At 64.9% G+C, this 17,361-nt stretch carries 15 protein-coding genes; 8 read left to right on the top strand and 7 right to left on the bottom strand.

Annotated features, from left to right (window positions below; genetic code table 11):
- Nucleotides 1–73: 73 nt before the first annotated feature.
- Nucleotides 74–550, bottom strand: coding sequence for a VOC family protein (locus QM672_RS13895; protein ID WP_311938565.1), 477 nt, complete (start codon nucleotides 548–550; stop codon nucleotides 74–76).
- Between the two features lie 99 nt (nucleotides 551–649).
- Nucleotides 650–1,540, bottom strand: a complete 891-nt coding sequence (locus QM672_RS13890) for a LysR family transcriptional regulator (protein WP_311938563.1) — start codon at nucleotides 1,538–1,540, stop codon at nucleotides 650–652.
- A 181-nt stretch (nucleotides 1,541–1,721) separates the two neighbouring features.
- Here QM672_RS13890 and QM672_RS13885 point away from each other — a divergent pair, with 181 nt between their 5' ends.
- Nucleotides 1,722–3,254 (top strand): MFS transporter, encoded by a 1,533-nt coding sequence (locus QM672_RS13885; RefSeq protein ID WP_311938562.1) that lies wholly within the window; start codon nucleotides 1,722–1,724, stop codon nucleotides 3,252–3,254.
- A gap of 103 nt (nucleotides 3,255–3,357) precedes the next feature.
- Here QM672_RS13885 and QM672_RS13880 read toward each other — a convergent pair whose 3' ends face one another.
- The 3 genes from QM672_RS13880 to hutC all read right to left on the bottom strand — a co-directional run bounded on the left by QM672_RS13880 (nucleotide 3,358) and on the right by hutC (nucleotide 7,566).
- Nucleotides 3,358–4,548 carry a porin gene (locus QM672_RS13880; RefSeq protein ID WP_311938560.1) on the bottom strand — a complete coding sequence of 397 codons (1,191 nt, stop codon included), beginning with the start codon at nucleotides 4,546–4,548 and terminating at the stop codon, nucleotides 3,358–3,360.
- A gap of 457 nt (nucleotides 4,549–5,005) precedes the next feature.
- Nucleotides 5,006–6,679 (bottom strand): urocanate hydratase, encoded by a 1,674-nt coding sequence (gene hutU, locus QM672_RS13875; RefSeq protein ID WP_311938558.1) that lies wholly within the window; start codon nucleotides 6,677–6,679, stop codon nucleotides 5,006–5,008.
- 83 nt (nucleotides 6,680–6,762) lie between these two features.
- Nucleotides 6,763–7,566: a histidine utilization repressor gene (gene hutC, locus QM672_RS13870; protein WP_415083217.1), complete on the bottom strand. Its 804-nt coding sequence runs from the start codon at nucleotides 7,564–7,566 to the stop codon at nucleotides 6,763–6,765.
- Nucleotides 7,567–7,678: 112 nt separating this feature from the next.
- On the opposite strand from hutC, the gene QM672_RS13865 reads away from it, so the two are divergent.
- The 7 genes from QM672_RS13865 to QM672_RS13835 all read left to right on the top strand — a co-directional run bounded on the left by QM672_RS13865 (nucleotide 7,679) and on the right by QM672_RS13835 (nucleotide 14,990).
- Nucleotides 7,679–9,073: a formimidoylglutamate deiminase gene (locus QM672_RS13865; protein ID WP_367625510.1), complete on the top strand. Its 1,395-nt coding sequence runs from the start codon at nucleotides 7,679–7,681 to the stop codon at nucleotides 9,071–9,073.
- A gap of 36 nt (nucleotides 9,074–9,109) precedes the next feature.
- A complete protein-coding gene (locus QM672_RS13860; RefSeq protein WP_415083301.1) occupies nucleotides 9,110–9,967 on the top strand; it encodes a transporter substrate-binding domain-containing protein in 858 nt (285 codons plus the stop codon).
- 172 nt (nucleotides 9,968–10,139) lie between these two features.
- The gene (locus QM672_RS13855; protein ID WP_311938551.1) at nucleotides 10,140–10,994 is read left to right on the top strand and encodes a transporter substrate-binding domain-containing protein; all 855 of its coding nucleotides are present in this window, start codon (nucleotides 10,140–10,142) and stop codon (nucleotides 10,992–10,994) included.
- A gap of 149 nt (nucleotides 10,995–11,143) precedes the next feature.
- Nucleotides 11,144–11,890, top strand: coding sequence for an ABC transporter permease (locus tag QM672_RS13850; protein ID WP_311938616.1), 747 nt, complete (start codon nucleotides 11,144–11,146; stop codon nucleotides 11,888–11,890).
- A gap of 8 nt (nucleotides 11,891–11,898) precedes the next feature.
- The gene (locus QM672_RS13845) at nucleotides 11,899–12,621 is read left to right on the top strand and encodes an ABC transporter permease subunit (protein WP_311938549.1); all 723 of its coding nucleotides are present in this window, start codon (nucleotides 11,899–11,901) and stop codon (nucleotides 12,619–12,621) included.
- Between the two features lie 11 nt (nucleotides 12,622–12,632).
- Nucleotides 12,633–13,412 (top strand): ABC transporter ATP-binding protein, encoded by a 780-nt coding sequence (locus tag QM672_RS13840; protein ID WP_068293909.1) that lies wholly within the window; start codon nucleotides 12,633–12,635, stop codon nucleotides 13,410–13,412.
- Between the two features lie 87 nt (nucleotides 13,413–13,499).
- A complete protein-coding gene (locus tag QM672_RS13835) occupies nucleotides 13,500–14,990 on the top strand; it encodes an HAL/PAL/TAL family ammonia-lyase (protein WP_415083213.1) in 1,491 nt (496 codons plus the stop codon).
- Nucleotides 14,991–14,996: 6 nt separating this feature from the next.
- Here the strand turns inward: QM672_RS13835 and QM672_RS13830 are convergent, their stop codons facing one another.
- Together QM672_RS13830 and QM672_RS13825 are read right to left on the bottom strand one after the other, a co-directional pair.
- Nucleotides 14,997–16,280 carry an MGH1-like glycoside hydrolase domain-containing protein gene (locus tag QM672_RS13830; RefSeq protein WP_367625507.1) on the bottom strand — a complete coding sequence of 428 codons (1,284 nt, stop codon included), beginning with the start codon at nucleotides 16,278–16,280 and terminating at the stop codon, nucleotides 14,997–14,999.
- Between the two features lie 42 nt (nucleotides 16,281–16,322).
- Nucleotides 16,323–17,360: an ABC transporter ATP-binding protein gene (locus QM672_RS13825; RefSeq protein WP_415083211.1), complete on the bottom strand. Its 1,038-nt coding sequence runs from the start codon at nucleotides 17,358–17,360 to the stop codon at nucleotides 16,323–16,325.
- Nucleotide 17,361: the final 1 nt, after the last annotated feature.

The raw sequence follows: 17,361 nt of genomic DNA, 5'->3' as shown, positions 1-17,361 counted from the left end.
CTCCAAGAGCCAGCAAGATGCTGGCGGTCCCAGGAAACGTTACCGTCATGCAACCTGGGTTATGCACCCGGTCTCACACCCCTTCATAGGCCTTCTGCAGCGCCGCGATGTCGAACTTGATCGCCCCGAGCACGGCGGCCATGACGCGCTGCGCCTTGGCCTGGTCGGGATCGGCCAGCAGCGTGGGCAGGATCGAGGGCACGATCTGCCAGTGCACGCCATAGCGGTCCTTGAGCCAGCCGCAATGGATCAGTTCGCCCTTCTCGCCCAGCGTCGCCCACAGCCGGTCGATCTCGGCCTGGTCGGCGCAGTCGATGTGGAAGGAGACGGCGTGATTATAGTCGCATTTTTCGCCGCCATTGAGGGCGAGATAGCTCTCGCCCGCCAAGGTGAAGCGGACCATCAGCACCGTGCCGGCCTTGCCGCCCGGACCATCGGCGACGTTGCGCTGCACATGGTCGATGCGCGAATCCGGCAAGAGCGACACATAGAAATTGGCGGCCTCCTCGGCCTCTCCCGCAAACCACAGGCACGGCGAAATCTTGGACATGACGTTCTCCTCCGAGGCCTCTTCGCGGCCTGATGCCCCAAGGACGAAGGAAGACCTGCCGATCCGACAAGACCGTTATTTTTTACCGCGAACTTTTGCTCACACCCCGCTGAGCCGGGCCTGCATGAAGTCCACGAAGACGCGAACCTTCGGCGAGAGATGCCGGTTGGACGGCCAGATCATGTTGAAGTTTCGCGGCCCGCCGACGTGATCCGGCAGCACGGTCCGCAATGTTCCGGCCTCGACGGCATCGCGCACCAGGAAGTCCGGCATGACGCCGATGCCGAGCCCGCCGAGCGTGGCGCCGCGCATGGCTTCCATGTTGTTGCAGGTGAAGATGATGCGCGTACGCGGCTCCGGTTCGTCCGGCGGCAGGACCAAGGGCCATTCCAGCATCCGACCGCTGTTGAGGAAGCGGTAGCGGATGGCGAGATGGCCATCGAGATCGCGCAGCTTCTGCGGCGTGCCGTGACGCTCGAGATAAGCGGGCGAAGCGAACAACATCTGGCGGAAAGAGCAGAACACTCGCGACATCAGCCGTGAATCCGGCAGATCGCCGCTGCGGATGGCGACATCGACCCCTTCCTCCACCAGGTCGACCAACCGGTCGTTGAAATCGAAGTCGAGCTCGATCTCCGGATAGAGCGCTGTGAACTCCGGCATCAGGGGCATGAGGATGTGGTAGGTGACGACCGGCGTCGACACCCGCAGCCGCCCCCGCGGAGCGTCGCGCGAACCCGCCACGATGGCCCAGGCGTCGTCGAGATCGTCGAGGATGCGGCGACAGCGTTCGTGGAACAGGCGCCCTTCCTCGGTGAGGCGGATGGTGCGGGTGGTGCGCTGGAACAAGCGGACGCCGAGATCCTGCTCCAGCTTGGCGACAGCCTTGCCGACGGCCGAGGCCGAAAGGCCGAGCACCCGCCCGGCGGCGGCGAAACTGCCGAGATCCGCCGTGCGCACGAAGGCGGTGAGATTGCCGCTCCTGTCCATAGGCTCTCCGCCATTACGGAATTTTATTCCGTTATCTTCGGAACAAAGCCCCTATTTCTCTAATAATGCGGCAAGAATAGATTGCTCGCAACAGGTCAAGCCATTTCGCCAGGGCAAACCGCCCTACCGAGCATCCCGCTCTGGCCGGCGACCTGCCACCCATATTTTGAGCATCGATTTCATGACAGACCGAACCTTGGCTCCGAGCGCGGCCCACAAGGCGCTCATCCTGCTATCCGTCTGCCTCGCCGCCATCGCCATGCCCCTCACCTTCACCGGACCGGCGGTGGCGCTGACCGCCATCGCCGAGACATTGGGCGGCAGCCCGGTTGCCCTGAACTGGGTGACCAATGCCTTCATGCTGACCTTCGGCAGCACCTTGATGGCCGCCGGCGCCCTGTCGGACAGCTTCGGCCGCAAGCGCGTTTTCCTCACCGGCGTCGCCGGCTTCGCCCTGGCCTCGCTGGCTTTGGTGGGAGCGCACTCCATCCTGGTCTTCGATCTCCTGCGTGCGCTCCAGGGACTTGCCGCTGCCGCTGCCTTTGCGGGCGGCATGGCCGCCCTGGCGCAGGAATTCTCCGGCAGCGCGCGCATGCGCGCCTTCAGCGTGGTCGGTGCCAGCTTCGGTGCCGGCCTTTCCTTCGGCCCGATCAGTTCGGGCCTGATGAGCGAGACCTTCGGCTGGCCCAGCATCTTTCTGGCCGTCGTCGCGCTGACATCGGCCTCCTTCGTCATCGGCGTCGTCGTGCTGAGGGAATCCCGCGATCCTCAGGCCCGCGGACTGGATTGGCCGGGCGCGACCAGCTTCACCCTCGCCTTGACCCTGTTCACCTATGGCGTGCTGCAGGCCCCCGAAAGCGGCTGGAGCGACCCGCTCGTCGTCGCCCTGCTCGTCGGCGCCCTCGCCCTGATAGTGCTGTTCGTGCGCATCGAGCTCAATTCGCCCCGCCCGATGCTCGACCTCAGCCTGTTCCGCTATGGTCGCTTCGTCGGCGTGCAATTGCTGGCGGCCGCGCCGGCCTATGCCTTCGTGGTGCTGCTGATCCTGCTGCCGATCCGTTTTGTCGGTATCGAGGGCGTCGGCGGGGTGGCCGCGGGCCTGATGATGATGGCCCTGTCCGCCCCGCTGCTGGTTCTGCCGCTCCTGGCCGGCTGGCTCTCGCGCTGGATTGCACCGGCCGTGATCTCGAGCCTCGGCCTGCTGGTCTGCGCTTCCGGGCTTGCCTGGCTGAGCTTCATGCCGGTCGGTGGCGACGTCAACGCCATGCTCGCGCCCATGGCGGTGATCGGCATCGGCATCAGCCTGCCCTGGGGTCTGATGGACGGCCTCGCCGTCTCCGTGGTGCCGAGCGAACGGGCCGGCATGGCGACCGGTATCTTCTCCACGGTCCGCGTCGCTGGCGAAGGCGTGGCGCTTGCCGTCGTCAGCGCCCTGCTCTCGGCCCTGATATCAGGCCATCTTGCCGGCGAGCATGTCCGGGAGGGCGCCCAGAAGCTGGTGACGGGCGACGTAGCCGGCGCTGCCGGCGCGCTGCCGCAGCTTGCCCGTCCCGCCCTGATCCAGGCCTATGGCGATGCGTTCGCCACGCTGCTCCTGCTGCTCGCCGCCATCACCGTGGTCACCGCCATCGTGGTCTTCGTCTTCCTCGGGCGCCGAGAAACGCCTCGCGACGATGTCACGACAGAGACGGTCTGCGTCTCGGCGAACGGCTGAAGCCTCACACCGACAAATGACCTTGCGAACAACGAAAGGGGGGCCGCAAAGCCCCCTTTTCTCAGATACCGAACCGAGCTGGTGTCGATTTGCAGCAGCGCCCTCAGAACATTCGCTTGATACGGATGCCGCCGACCACCGAGTTGAGCTTCTCCTTCGGCCGGTTGTCGGCAAAGGTCTCGTTGCCGAGCTCGCGATCGAACTCCGAGCGGATGTAGGAGACCTCGCCCGTCACCGACAGGCCCTTGACGATCATGTAGGTCAGGTTGCCGGTGATGGCATATTCCTTGGCCTTCAGGTCCTGGCCATTGCTGCCGGCACCGTCATAGCGTGTGTCGATATAGCTCGGTACGATGTTGAAGCCCCATTGCGGCGTGAAATTGCCGCCCAGTTCGGCCGTAACAGACCAGCCCTTGCCGGCTTCGAGCCTCGAAAAGCCATTGCGGTAGTAGAAGTCCTGCGAGCGGAGGGCATAGAGGTTGTCGGCGCCGAGATAGTCCAGCGCGCCATCGGCATATTGGCCTTCGATCACCAGATGCCCATCCTGGAGCTGCGGGATCTTGATCAGCACATCGCCGCCGATCGCATAGCCCCATTTGTTCTGGTGCCGCAGCGCGACATCATCGGTGGGATCGTCCGGCGTACCATTGTCGTAGCGCGAGGCACTGCGGAACTGGTGGGCCGCCGCCTGGAGCGCCACCGTACCCCATTCCTGGTCGAGCCTGAGGACGCCGACGACATCCGGCACCTGCTGGCCGCCCTGATAGGCGAACACGTCGTTCTGGCGGTGATCGCGGCCATCTTCGACCGACAGGGTGGCCGAGAAGCCGCCGCCGAACTGTGCCGTGTAGGCGATGAGGTTCACCGTGTTCGACTGGGCGTAATAGGGGCCGAAGATGGTGTTGCCATAGTCGTTGTCGTAGAAGCCGAAGAAGGAATGCGCATAACCGGCCGTCAGGCCGCCGAACTGGATGAAGGCCTTGTCGATGGTGAAGCGGTTGCGCTGCTCCGTGCCGTTGACCCGCGTGGCGGTGTTGCTGTCCGCGTTGATCTGGAAATAGGAGCGCAGCAAGCCATATTCGGTCTCGGTGCGGGCATCGAACCAGACACGGGCCTGGGCATTGAAGGCGGTGCGGTTGTCGTCGCGATTGAACTTGCCGCCACCATAGACGCGATAGTCTATGCGGAACTCGCTGCCGATGCGCAGGCAGGTGTCGCTGCCGGGAATATAGAAGAAGCCAGGTCCAAAGGCCGTGCAGACCTTCACATATTCGACGGCCTCGCCCTTGGTCATGGGAAGATCCGCCGCGTGGGCGGCCGCAAAACTGGTAAGAGCGGCCACAGTCCCTAAAATAAATGATTTTTTCACCATGATTTCCTCCAAGAAAACATCTGCCGCTCGACAAAAGACAGAAGGTCTTCGGATTAAAATCGTATCGGCAACAGAAGCAAAAGTACGAAATTAAAAAATTTACGGTTCGAATCTGAACCAACCAGGCCAGATCGACAATAGAAATTCTTGCCACGCGTCCGAAATATGCCTCTTTTTAGCCTCCTTGTTACTGAAAAGTCACAATGCAGCAGCGGCATGATGCAACCTCGCCTTGCACCAGACGGTAAACCGAAGTCTCCGCGCAACGAAGGAAGACACCCTTCCGGGCACGAAAAAGGCGGGCCCGAGGACCCGCCTTGCAGCCAACCGATACCGGCTGGCCATGGTCGCTTTTCCGGCACGATGCCGGCACGCTGCCTTACTTGTTCAGCATCGGCAGGTTCATGCCCTGCTGCTTGGCCCAGTCGATGGCAATGTCGTAGCCGGCGTCGGCATGGCGCATCACGCCGGTGCCGGGATCGTTGACCAGCACGCGGGCCAGGCGGCGGTCGGCGTCTTCGCTGCCGTCGCAGACGATGACCATGCCCGAATGCTGCGAATAGCCCATGCCGACGCCGCCGCCATGATGCAGCGACACCCAGGTCGCGCCCGAGGCGCAGTTGAGCAGGGCGTTGAGCAGTGGCCAGTCGGACACGGCGTCCGAGCCGTCGCGCATGGATTCCGTCTCGCGGTTGGGCGAGGCGACCGAGCCGCTATCGAGATGGTCGCGGCCGATGACGACGGGAGCGGAGAGTTCGCCGGTGCGCACCATCTCGTTGAAGGCGAGGCCGAGGCGGTGGCGCTGGCCGAGGCCGACCCAGCAGATGCGGGCGGGCAGCCCCTGGAAGGCGATGCGCTCGGCGGCCATGTCGAGCCAGTTGTGCAGGTGCTTGTCGTCCGGGATCAGTTCCTTGACCTTGGCGTCGGTCTTGGCGATGTCGGCCGGATCACCCGACAGGGCCGCCCAGCGGAAGGGGCCGATGCCGCGGCAGAACAGCGGGCGGATATAGGCCGGCACAAAGCCCGGGAAGTCGAAGGCGTTGTCGACGCCGACTTCCTTGGCCATCTGGCGGATATTGTTGCCGTAGTCGAAGGTGGGCACGCCCATCTTCTGGAAGTCGAGCATGGCCCGCACATGCACCGCCATCGACTTCTTGGCCTCGGCGACGACATGGGCCGGCTCGGTGCGGGCGCGCTCCTTGTATTCTTCCCAGGTCCAGCCGATCGGCAGATAGCCGTTCAGCGGGTCATGGGCGGAGGTCTGGTCGGTGACCATGTCCGGGCGGACGCCGCGGCGCACCAGTTCGGGCAGGATCTCGGCGGCATTGCCGAGCAGGGCGATCGAGACGGCTTCCTTGCGGTCGCAATGATGCTTGATCAGCGCAAGCGCGTCGTCGAGATCCTTGGCCTGCTTGTCGACATAGCGGGTGCGCAGGCGGAAATCGATGCTCTGCTGCTGGCATTCGATGTTGAGCGAGACGGCGCCGGCGAGGGTCGCGGCCAGCGGCTGGGCGCCGCCCATGCCGCCGAGACCGGCGGTGAGCACCCAGCGACCGGCGAGGTCGCCGCCATAATGCTGGCGGCCGGCTTCGACGAAGGTCTCATAGGTGCCCTGCACGATGCCCTGCGAGCCGATATAGATCCAGGAGCCGGCCGTCATCTGGCCATACATCATCAGGCCTTCGGCATCGAGCTGGTTGAACTTCTCCCAGGTCGCCCAATGCGGCACCAGGTTGGAGTTGGCGATGAGGACGCGCGGGGCGTCGGCATGGGTCTTGAACACGCCGACCGGCTTGCCGGACTGCACCAGCAGCGTCTCGTCATTGTTGAGGTTCTTCAACTCGCGCACGATGGTGTCGAAGCACTCCCAGTCGCGCGCGGCGCGGCCGATGCCGCCATAGACCACCAGTTCCTTGGGGTTCTCGGCGACGTCGGGATCGAGATTGTTCATGAGCATGCGCAGCGGCGCTTCGGTCAACCAGCTCTTGGCATTGAGCTGGGTGCCACGCGGGGCGCGGATCTCGACATCGCGGAAACGGGCATTGCTGAGCATGTACATGACCTCTTGTTGCTTGTATATACAAGTTAGCAGCAAATTGGCCCCACTGTCAAGGACCGCTGAGCCGTTCAGAACATTTACCCCACGCGGTTGGAATGCCGCCTGTTCTCGATGCGATAGCGCCCGCCCGGCAACAGCAGGCGCACCGCGGTGACGACATGCTGCACGGCCTCCCCGTCACCGCCCGCCTCCGGGGCAGGCGCCCCCACCCATCCGGTCGCGAAGGTGCGGCGACGGATCAGTAGGCAGGGATCGGCCCGCGAGATCGCCAGCAGCTTGCATTCCCAGGCCTGCGGCAGCACCGCCTCGATGCGATGCTCCGCCTCGCTCCACGGCACCACCGCACTGAGCACTTCATTGGGCGTCACCTTGGAGAAATCGTGATCGAGATAATCCGGCGCCACCGTGGGATTGACGAAACGATCCTCGAGCTGGATCGGCACTTCATTGTCGCAATGCACGATAATCGAGTGAAAAACCGGGCTTCCGATCGGCAATTCGAGCAAATCGGCGATATCCGGCGTCGCCTTCAACGTATCGAGCAGCAGCACCTGCGCGCTGTAGTCGTGGCCGCGACCGCGGATCTCCTCGGCGATATTGGTGACGGCGAACACGTCCGAATGGCTGTTGCCGCCCGCGACGAAGGAGCCCCTGCCCTGCATGCGCACCAGCACGCCTTCGAGGCTGAGCTCGCGCAAGGCCCGGTTCACCGTCATGCGACTGACCCCGAGTTGCTCGACCAATTCGCTTTCGGAAGGGATGCGATGATCCGGCGGCCACTCGCCGCTGCGCACCCGCGCGAGGATGTGCTGCTTTACCTCGGCATAGAGCGGCGTGGCGGGTATGGCGGGCTCCGGCTTCCTGTCCGGCGGCATGCTCATGACGACGTCATTCCTCAAAAATCGACTCACCGCTTCATACGGCACTTGCCACGATCGCAAAATTATGTATAAAACTTATACATACAAGTTGCGAACTCGTCGGTACACAAACATGCCCGATTTCCGCCCACAACTCCAGAGCAACCACAGCCTGTACGCCAGCCAGGCCCTGCTGCCCGATGGCTGGGCCCGGAATGTGCGCATCGAGATCGATGCTTCAGGCCGGATCGGCGCCGTAACCCCCGATGTCGCCCCAGATGGCGCCGAGATCGCCGCCGGCCCGGTGCTACCTGCCATGCCCAACCTGCATTCCCACGCCTTCCAGCGTGCCATGTCCGGCCTTGCGGAAGTGTCCGGCGCGGGCAGCGACAGCTTCTGGACCTGGCGCGAGGAAATGTACCGCACCGTCGGCCAGATCACGCCCGAGGACGCCGAGGCGATCGCCACCCGGCTCTATGTCGATCTGCTCAAGGCCGGCTTCGGCTCGATCGCCGAATTCCACTATCTGCATCACGACAAGGACGGCGCCCTCTTCGCCGACCGCGCCGAGATGGCCAAGCGCATCCTGGCCGCGGCCAGGACCAGCGGCATCGGCATGACGCTGCTGCCCGTCTTCTACGCCCATGCCAATTTCGGCGGCGTTGCTCCCCATGAAGGCCAGCGCCGCTTCATCCACGATATCGACGGCTTCCAGCGCCTGATGGCGGAGCTCGCCCCGGCCTGTGCCGCACAGGGTGCAACGCTCGGCTACGCCTTCCATTCGCTGCGCGCGGCGACGCCGGAGGAGATGAACACGCTGATGGCGAGCCTGCTCAAGACAGGGCCGCTGCACATCCACATTGCCGAGCAGCAGAAGGAAGTCGACGACAGCCTGGCCTGGAGTGGCAAGCGCCCGATGCAATGGCTGTTCGACCATATGCCTGTCGACGAACGCTGGTGCCTGATCCACGCCACCCATGCCGACCCATCCGAGCTCCAGCGCATGGCGGCGAGCGGCGCCATTGCGGGCCTCTGCCCGGCGACGGAAGCCAATCTCGGCGACGGCATCTTCGACGCGGTCGCCTATCGCGCCCAGAGCGGGCGGTTCGGCATCGGCACCGACAGCCACGTCTCCCCCAGCGTCGTCGACGAGCTGCGCACGCTCGAATATTCGCAGCGCCTGCGCGACGAAAAACGCAACCGCCTCGCCAATGGCCCGCATCGCTCGGTCGGGCGCGACATATACGATGCGGCCCTCGCCGGCGGTGCCCAGGCCCTCGGCCAGCCCATCGGCGCCATTGCCCCCGGAAAGCTCGCCAGCCTGGTCGTCCTCGACGGCGACGATGCTTTCATGGACAGCGCCAAGGATGACGCTATTGTCGATCGCTGGCTGTTCGCGCTTGGCGACCGTACGGTGCGTGACGTCATGGTTGAGGGGCAGTGGCGTATCCGCAACGGGCGTCACGACCAGGACGACATCATCAATGCGGCCTTCAAGACCGCGATCAGAAACCTGGCCCGTCATTGAGGCGGGCAGGTTGCTGTCAACATAGGGGAATTGATGATGAAGAAGACCCTCATTTCCACCGCCATCCTGGCGCTGGCGACGCTGATGAGCGTTCCGGCCGTCCAGGCCAAGGAGTGGAAGACCGTTACCATCGGCCTGGAGGGCGCCTATGAGCCCTGGAACCTGACCAAGCCCGACGGCACCATGGACGGCTTCGAGATCGACCTCGCCAAGGATATCTGCGGACGCATCAAGGTCGAGTGCAAGTTCATCGCCCAGGACTGGGACGGCATGATCCCAAGCCTCAATGCCGGTAAATTCGACGTGATCATGGACGGCATGTCGATCACCGAGGAGCGCAAGAAGCAGATCGACTTCTCGCGTCCCTATGCCGGCGAACGTGCCGGTTTCGCCACGCTGAAATCCAACGACCTCGCCAAGCTCGCCGGCACCGGCACCATCGTGACGCTGACGGGCGATGCCGCGCATGACAAGCCGACGGTCGACGCCCTGCGCGATGCCGTGAAGGGCAAGACCATCGGCGTGCAGGTTGCCACCAACTATGCCGAATGGCTGGCCAAGAACTTCAAGGACGTGGCCACCATCACCGAATACAAGACCGTGGGTGAGGCCGATCTCGACCTCTCTGCCGGCCGCGTCGACGCCACCGTCGGCGACGTCACCTTCTATTACTCGGTGCTGTCTCGCCCCGATCACTCGGAAATGATGCTGGCCGGTCCCGAAATCACCGGCGCGGTGTGGAGCGAAGGCATCGGCCCGGCCTTCCGCAAATCCGATCCGGAACTGCGCGACATGTTCGACAAGGCGATCGGCGAAGCCCTTGCCGACGGCACGATCAAGAAGCTCAGCATGAAATGGTTCAAGACGGACATGTCGCCTCAGACCAAGTCCTGAGTCAGGCAAGTCCGAAAGCGCTGACCACGCTGGCATCCGGGCGGGGGACCATGGTCCGCCCGGATCGCGCCTCAAGCAAGCGGCACAAGACCGATTGAGGCATTGCAAGGGCGATCCAGAATGAAGCCGGACCGGAAGACCGGGCGGCCAAAACCCAAAAGGGGAACCGACAATGAAGAAGTACCTGATCTCCTCGGCGCTGCTGGCGCTGACCGCCCTGACGGCCATGCCGGCGGTGGCCAAGGAGTGGAAGACGGTCACGATCGCCCTGGAAGGCGCCTATGAGCCCTGGAACCTGACCAAGCCCGACGGCAGCATGGACGGCTTCGAGATCGACCTCGCCAAGGATCTGTGCGGGCGCATGAAGATCGAGTGCAAATTCATCGCGCAGGACTGGGACGGCATGATCGCCGGCCTGAACGGCGGCAAGTTCGACATGATCATGGATGCGATGTCGATCACCGACGACCGCAAGAAGCAGGTCGCCTTCTCGCAGCCCTACGCCCAGACCCCGGCGGGTTTTGCCGGCCTGAAGACCGGCGACCTCGCCAAGATGGACGGCACCGGCACCACAGTGACGCTGACGGGCGAGGCCGGCCATGACAAGAGCACGGTCGAGAAGATGCGCGAAGCCCTGAAGGGCAAGACCATCGGCATCCAGACCGCCACCGTCTACACCAAATTCGTCGAAGAGAACTTCAAGGACATCGCCACCATCACCGAATACAAGACCTCGGGCGAACGCGACCTCGACATCACGGGCGGGCGTATCGATGTCGGCTTCGACGACGACACCTATTTCACCTCCGCCTTCGCCAAATCGGGCAATGAGCAGATGACCCTCGTCGGTGCTCAGATTGCCGGTCCGATCTGGGGCGAGGGCATCGGCCCGGCTTTCCGCCAGTCGGACAACGATCTGCGCGAGATGTGGGACAAGGCGATCGGCAGCGCCATCGCCGACGGCACCGTCAAGAAGCTCAGCCTGAAATGGTTCAAGCTGGACGTGACCCCCGTCAAGGGCTCGTAAGTCTTCGGCCTCAGTCCGCGGGCCGGCCAGCTCCGGCCGCGGACTGAAGGGACGACACTGCCGGCCCTGCCACCACAGCGGCCGCGGCGAGCCGCCATCGCCTATGTCTCACTGGCCTACCCCGAGAGGAGAGCCGCATTGTGGACGTGATCACCAGCCTATCCGACAAGATCTCCTATCTGGTTGCCACGCTCGGCTTCGGCGAGACAGGTTGGGGGCTCTATCTCCTCGGCGGCGCGGGAATGACGCTGGCCGTCACCGTCGCGGCGATGCTGATCGGCGCCGTCGTCGGCGCCCTGGTCGCCTGGGCCAAGATTGCCGGCAACATGCCGGCTACCCTGGTCGGCAATGTCTATACGGTGGTGCTGCGCGGAGCCCCGGAACTGCTGATCATCTACATGGTCTATTTCGGCCGTGTGGTCGATGTGATCGGCAATTCGCTGGGTGCGCTCGGCATCGGCAACAGCACCACGATCAACAGCTTCCTGGCCGGCGCGCTCGGCGTCGGCCTGATCTCCGCCGCCTACCAGGCGGAAGTCTTCCGCGGCGCCTTCACCGCCATCGCCAAGGGCGAGATCGAGGCGGGTCGCGCCATCGGCATGCCGCGCTTCATGCGTTTTCGCCGCATCATCGCGCCGCAGATCATGCGCTTTGCCATTCCCGGCCTCGGCAACGTCTTCCAGCTCAGCGTCAAGGACTCCGCTTTGATCTCCGTCACCGGCCTGGTCGAGATCATGAACGCCGCCAACAAGGCGAACGGATCGACCCGCCAGCCCTTCCTGTTCTACACCGTGGCCGCCTGCCTCTATCTCATCCTGACGACCTTCTCGACCCAGATCTTCAGTGCCGGCGAACGGCGGGTAGCCAAGAGCTTCCGCCGTCCCGTGGGATCGTAGGTGCCGCCATGACTCTCGATTTCGCCCTCGAAGCCCTCAGCAAGATCCTCGCCGTCCTGCCGACGACGTTGTTGCTCTTCATCTTCTCCGTCCTGCTCGGCCTGGTCTTCGCCCTGATCGTGCTGTGGATGCGTATGAGCAGCAACGGGCTGCTGTCCGGTATCGCCAAGACCTACATCTTCATCTTTCGCGGCACGCCGCTGCTGATCCAGATCTTCCTGATCTTCTACGGCCTGGCCCAGTTCCAGTTCATGAAGGAATCCTGGTTCTGGCTGGTGTTGAAGAACCGCATCGCCTCGGCGGTGTTCGTGATGGCGCTCTGCACCGCTGCCTATCAGGCGGAAATCCTGCGCGGCGGCCTGCTGGCCGTCTCGACCAAGGAGATCGAGGCGGCGCGTGCCATCGGCATGTCCGGCTTCAAGCTGCTCTACCGCATCATCGCGCCGATCGCCCTGCGCCAGGCCCTGCCGGCCTATTCGACCGAGGTGATCCTGACCTTGAAATCGACCTCGCTGGCCGGACTGATCGGCGTGGTCGAGATGACCGGCATCGCCCAGAAGATCGGCCGCCAGGCCTTGCTCGACGTGCCTGTCCTGGCGCTGGCAGGCCTGGTCTACATCGCCCTGAGCTATGTCATCATCTTCCTGCTCGGCCGGGCCGAGCGTGTCCTCTCCCCCCATCTGCGCTTCATGCCGCCGAGCGCGCAGACACCGCGCACCATCGTCGGCTGAAAGGAAACGCCATGGCCGCTTCCAGCGAAATCGCTCTCAGCGTCAAGAACATCCGCAAGAGCTTCGGCGATCATGAAGTGCTCAAGGGCATTTCGCTCGATGCCCACCAGGGCGACGTGATCTCCATTCTTGGCGCCTCGGGCTCGGGCAAGAGCACCTTCCTGCGCTGCATCAACCTGCTCGAGACCCCCGATGACGGCGAGATCGTCGTCGCCGGCGAGAAGGTCGAGATGCGCCGCGGCAAGAAAGGTCACCTCGAGCCGACCAACGGCAAGCAGGTGGATCGCATCCGCTCCGAACTCGGCATGGTGTTCCAGAGCTTCAATCTCTGGTCGCACATGACGGTTCTGCAGAACCTGATCGAAGGCCCGGTGCATGTGCTGGGCCGCCCCAAGGCCGAGTGCATCGCCGAGGCCGAGGCCCTGCTGGAGCGCGTCGGCCTCGCCGAGCGTCGCAATTACTACCCCTCGCACATGTCGGGCGGCCAGCAGCAGCGCGCCGCCATTGCCCGGGCCCTGGCGATGAAGCCCAAGGTAATGCTGTTCGACGAGCCGACCTCGGCGCTCGACCCGGAACTGGTCGGCGAAGTCCTTCGCGTGATGCGCGGCCTCGCCGAGGAAGGCCGCACCATGCTGGTGGTCACCCACGAGATGGGGTTCGCCCGCAACGTCTCCAACCGCGTGATGTTCCTGCACAAGGGCGAGGTGGAGGCGGACGGCTCGCCCGATGAATTGTTCAAGGAGACGAAGTCGGAGCGTTTCAAGCAGTTCATCTCCAGCCAGCATCATTGACGATCTGGCGCGACGGCAGGTGAGGGGCTGTGCAACCTCGGCCTCAATTTCTCTATCCCGATACCTCCTCCTCGTCCTGGTTTCCCCATGTCCATCATCCTTGACCGCCCCCTCACCTGGCGAGAAATCGCCGCCATCGCCGAAGGAGTGGAACTCGCCCTTTCCGAAGCTGCCTGGCAGCGCCTCTCCTATGCCCGGGCCATCGTCGATGCGATCGTCGAGCGTGGCATCCTCGCTTATGGCGTGAACACCGGCGTCGGCGGCCTTGCCAACGTCATCGTCGACCGGCCGCAGCAGCGGCACTTGTCGCGCAACATCCTGATGAGCCATGCTGTCGGCGTCGGGGCTCCTGTCGGCAAGACCGAGACGCGTGCGATCATTGCCGCGGCCATCAACAACTACGCCCATGGCCGTTCCGGCGTCAGGCCCGAGGTCGTCGAGCAGATGCTGGCCCTGCTGGCGCATGACTGCCTGCCCGAAGCGCCTTCGCTCGGTTCGGTCGGCTATCTCAGCCACATGGCCCATATCGCCCTGGTCTTGATCGGCGAAGGCCACGCCGTGCTCGACGGGCAAAGACTGACGGGCAGCGAGGCGCTGGCCCGCATCGGGCGCACGCCATTGGTGCTGGAGGCCAAGGAGGGCTTGAGCCTGGTCAACGGCTCGCCCTGCGTCACCGGCCTCGCCGCGCTCGCTCTGGCCCGCAGCGAAAGGCTGGTCGACTGGGCCGACGTCACCGCCGCCATGAGCTTCGAGAACCTGCGCAGCCAGCCCCGGGCCTTCGACGAGACCTCGCTCGCCCTGCGCATCTCCGTGGGCATGCAGGCAACGGGACGGCATCTGCGCGCCTTGCTCGACGGCAGCGCCATCCTCGCCGCCGCGGCCGGGCGCCAGACCCAGGACCCGCTCAGCCTGCGGGCCGTGCCGCATGTCCATGGCGCGGTACGCGACGCGCTGGCCGAGATCGGTTCGACCATCGACCGGGAACTGGCTTCCGTCACCGACAATCCGGCCGTGCTGGGCACGCCCGAAGCGCCCGAGGTTTATTCGGAGGCGCATGCCGTGGCGCCCGGCATCGCGCTCGCCATGGATACGCTCGCCATTGCGGTGGCCGAGCTCGCGGCAATGGCGGAGCGGCGGATCGACCGCCTCGTCAATCCGCATGTCAGCGATCTGCCGGCCTTCCTCGCCGTAGGCAGCGGGGTCTCCTCGGGCTTCATGATCGCCCAATATACCGCCGCCTCGCTGGTAGCGCTCAACCGGCGCCTGGCGAGCCCCGCCAGCCTGGATGGCGGCATCACCTCGGGCCTGCAGGAGGACCATCTCAGCCACGCCACACCGGCTGCTCTCAAGGCGCTGCAGATTCTCGACAATGCCGAGCACATCCTGGCGATCGAACTCCTCGCCGATGCCCAGGCCTATGACCTGCAGGCCGAAGACCTTGCCAAGGCCCCCGGCACCGATGCCTTCTACCGCGACGTGCGCACGGCCCTGCCCCCCTATCGCGACGACCGCCCCCTGGCGGGCGACATCGCCGTCGCGCGCGGCATCATCCGCCGTGCCGACGCCGGCGCGGCCTGAGGCCGTTCAGGTCGCCCGCTTCACCAGTTCGGCCACCATGGCGGCCGTCCAGGTGAAATGGCCGCCGCCGAGGCCCTCGCCGGAGATCGGATCGTAATATTCGGCAAAGCCGCTTTCCTCGATCAGGGACAGGCTGTCGGCCTCGACCTTGGCCGCGGCTTCGACGAGTTTGCAGCGCCGGAGCCCGTCGGCGACCAGCATGTTGACGATGATCCAGATCGGGCCACGCCAATAGCGCTTCGGCTCGAAGCGCCGGTCGGCGGGATCGTGGCTGGCGATGCCGTAGCGCGTGCGCCGGCGCCAGGCCGCGATTCGTTCGGCGATGGCCCTGTGACGTGCTTCCTCGCCCAGCCCCGCGAACACGGGCAGGAGCCCGCCGATCGACGGGCTGTCGATCAATTGGCCCGAGACACGGTCGAGGCACAGATACTGGCCGAAGCGCTCGCTCCACAAGCGTTCGAAGCCCGCCCTCGCCCTGGCGACACGGGCGCGGGCGCGGGCGGCGATCGCCGGCTCGCCCAGCGTCTGCGCAAGCTCGGCAAGATCGCTGTCGGAACGGATCAGGATGGCGTTGAAGCCGGGATCGACCATGCGGAAAGGCGAGGCCTCGTGCAGCCTGGCATTGTCCCAGCCCAGGCTGCGAAAGCGCTGCAGCAGCCAGAGGAAGCGGTCGTAATCGGCCTTGTGCGGGCGCTGGGCGGCATCGACATGCCGGGTGTCGCGCCGCTCATAGGGCTCCACCCCGTCGGTCGGCACCCGCATCATCGCCTCGTCCCAGTCGACGGAATTGTCGCGTCCGGATTCCCAGGGATGGATGATGGCGACCAGGCCTGTGCCTTCGGGGTCGCGGCAGGCATAAAACCATTGGTGCCAGGCGTCGGCCTTGGCCAGCAGGCCGTGGGCCCTGCGCCGGGCGAGCTCGCGATCGCCGGCCTCGTCATGCAGGCGCTTCATCACATAGCCCAGCACCGGCGGCTGGGTGATGCCCGAGGTCGGCACCGGGCGGCCGGTGCGCCAGACGCCGGGACCGGGAAAATAGCCGTCGTCTTCGACATGGAAGACGATGTGCGGCACCATGCCATCCGGCCATTGGTGGTCGAGCAGGGTCTCGACCTCCTGCCAGGCCCTGTTCTCGTCGAGGTGGCGCAGCCCCAGCGCCGTCAGGCAGGAATCCCAGTTCCACTGGAAGGGATAAAGCCCCTTGGTTGGGATGGTGTAGGCGCCGCGATCATTCTCGCGCAGCACGGCAGCAGCCCGCTCGAAGGCAGCGGCACGGTCAAGTCGGCTCATGAAAGGCTCCCAAGCGGTTCGTCATGAAAAGGGGTGATGTCGTCAGAGAACGGCCGCCGAACTCTCGACGTCGAACCAGCGCACGCTGCCGGGACGCGGCGCCAGAGTGAGGTTTTCGCCGGGGCGCACGGCATGGTCATTGTCGACGATGGCGCGGAAGAGATGGCCGCCGACATCGAGAGAGACGAGCTGGTGCGGTCCGAGCGGCTCCACCACCCGCACCCGTCCCGTCAAACCCTCGCCGCTCGGCGCCAATTCCTCGGGCCGGATGGCAAACTCGATCGGCCGGGATGTCGCGGGCGCGGACAGCTTCAGTCCGGCTACCTCGGCGATGGTCCCGCTCACCGCCGCCGGCAGGAAATTCATCGGCGGATTGCCGATGAAGCCGCCGACGAAGCGCGTGGCCGGATAGGCATAGACCTCCGTCGCCGGAGCCGCCTGCACGATCCGGCCCTGATGCATCACGGCGATGCGGTCGGCGAGACTCATGGCCTCGACCTGATCGTGGGTGACATAGATCGTGGTGGTGCGGCTCTCCTGCAGGATGCCCTTGAGCTCGGCCCGCATTTCGAGCCGGAGCAGCGCATCGAGATTGGAAAGCGGCTCGTCCATCAGGAGGACGGCCGGCTCCACCGCCAGGGCGCGGGCGACGGCGACGCGCTGGCGCTGGCCGCCGGAGAGCTGGCCGGAATAACGCTGCAGGAGCTGGTCGATATGCATCAGCCCGGCGGCCCTCTTCACGCGCTGCTCGACTTCCTGGTTGAGCAGCCTCTTCATGCGCAGGCCGAAGGCGATGTTCTCGAACACCGTCATATGCGGGAACACCGCATAGTTCTGGAACACCATGGCGATACCGCGCTCGCGCGGCGGCAGCCCGTCGACCCGCCTGCCGCCGATGTGGACCTCGCCGCCGCTCGCCCTCTCCAAGCCGGCGACGATGCGCAGCAGCGTGGTCTTGCCACAGCCCGAGGCGCCGAGCAGGACCAGGAACTCCTGGTCCCGGATGGCCAGGTCGAGCGTGTGCAGCGCCGTGTAGGAACCGAAACTCTTGCGCACGCCCTGGATCTCGATGTCCGCCATC

Source organism: Labrys sp. (in: a-proteobacteria) (assembly GCF_047605565.1).
Classification (GTDB): domain Bacteria; phylum Pseudomonadota; class Alphaproteobacteria; order Rhizobiales; family Labraceae; genus Labrys; species Labrys neptuniae.
Note: the sequence above shows the minus strand (reverse complement) of the source record. Positions and strands in the feature narration are given on the sequence as shown.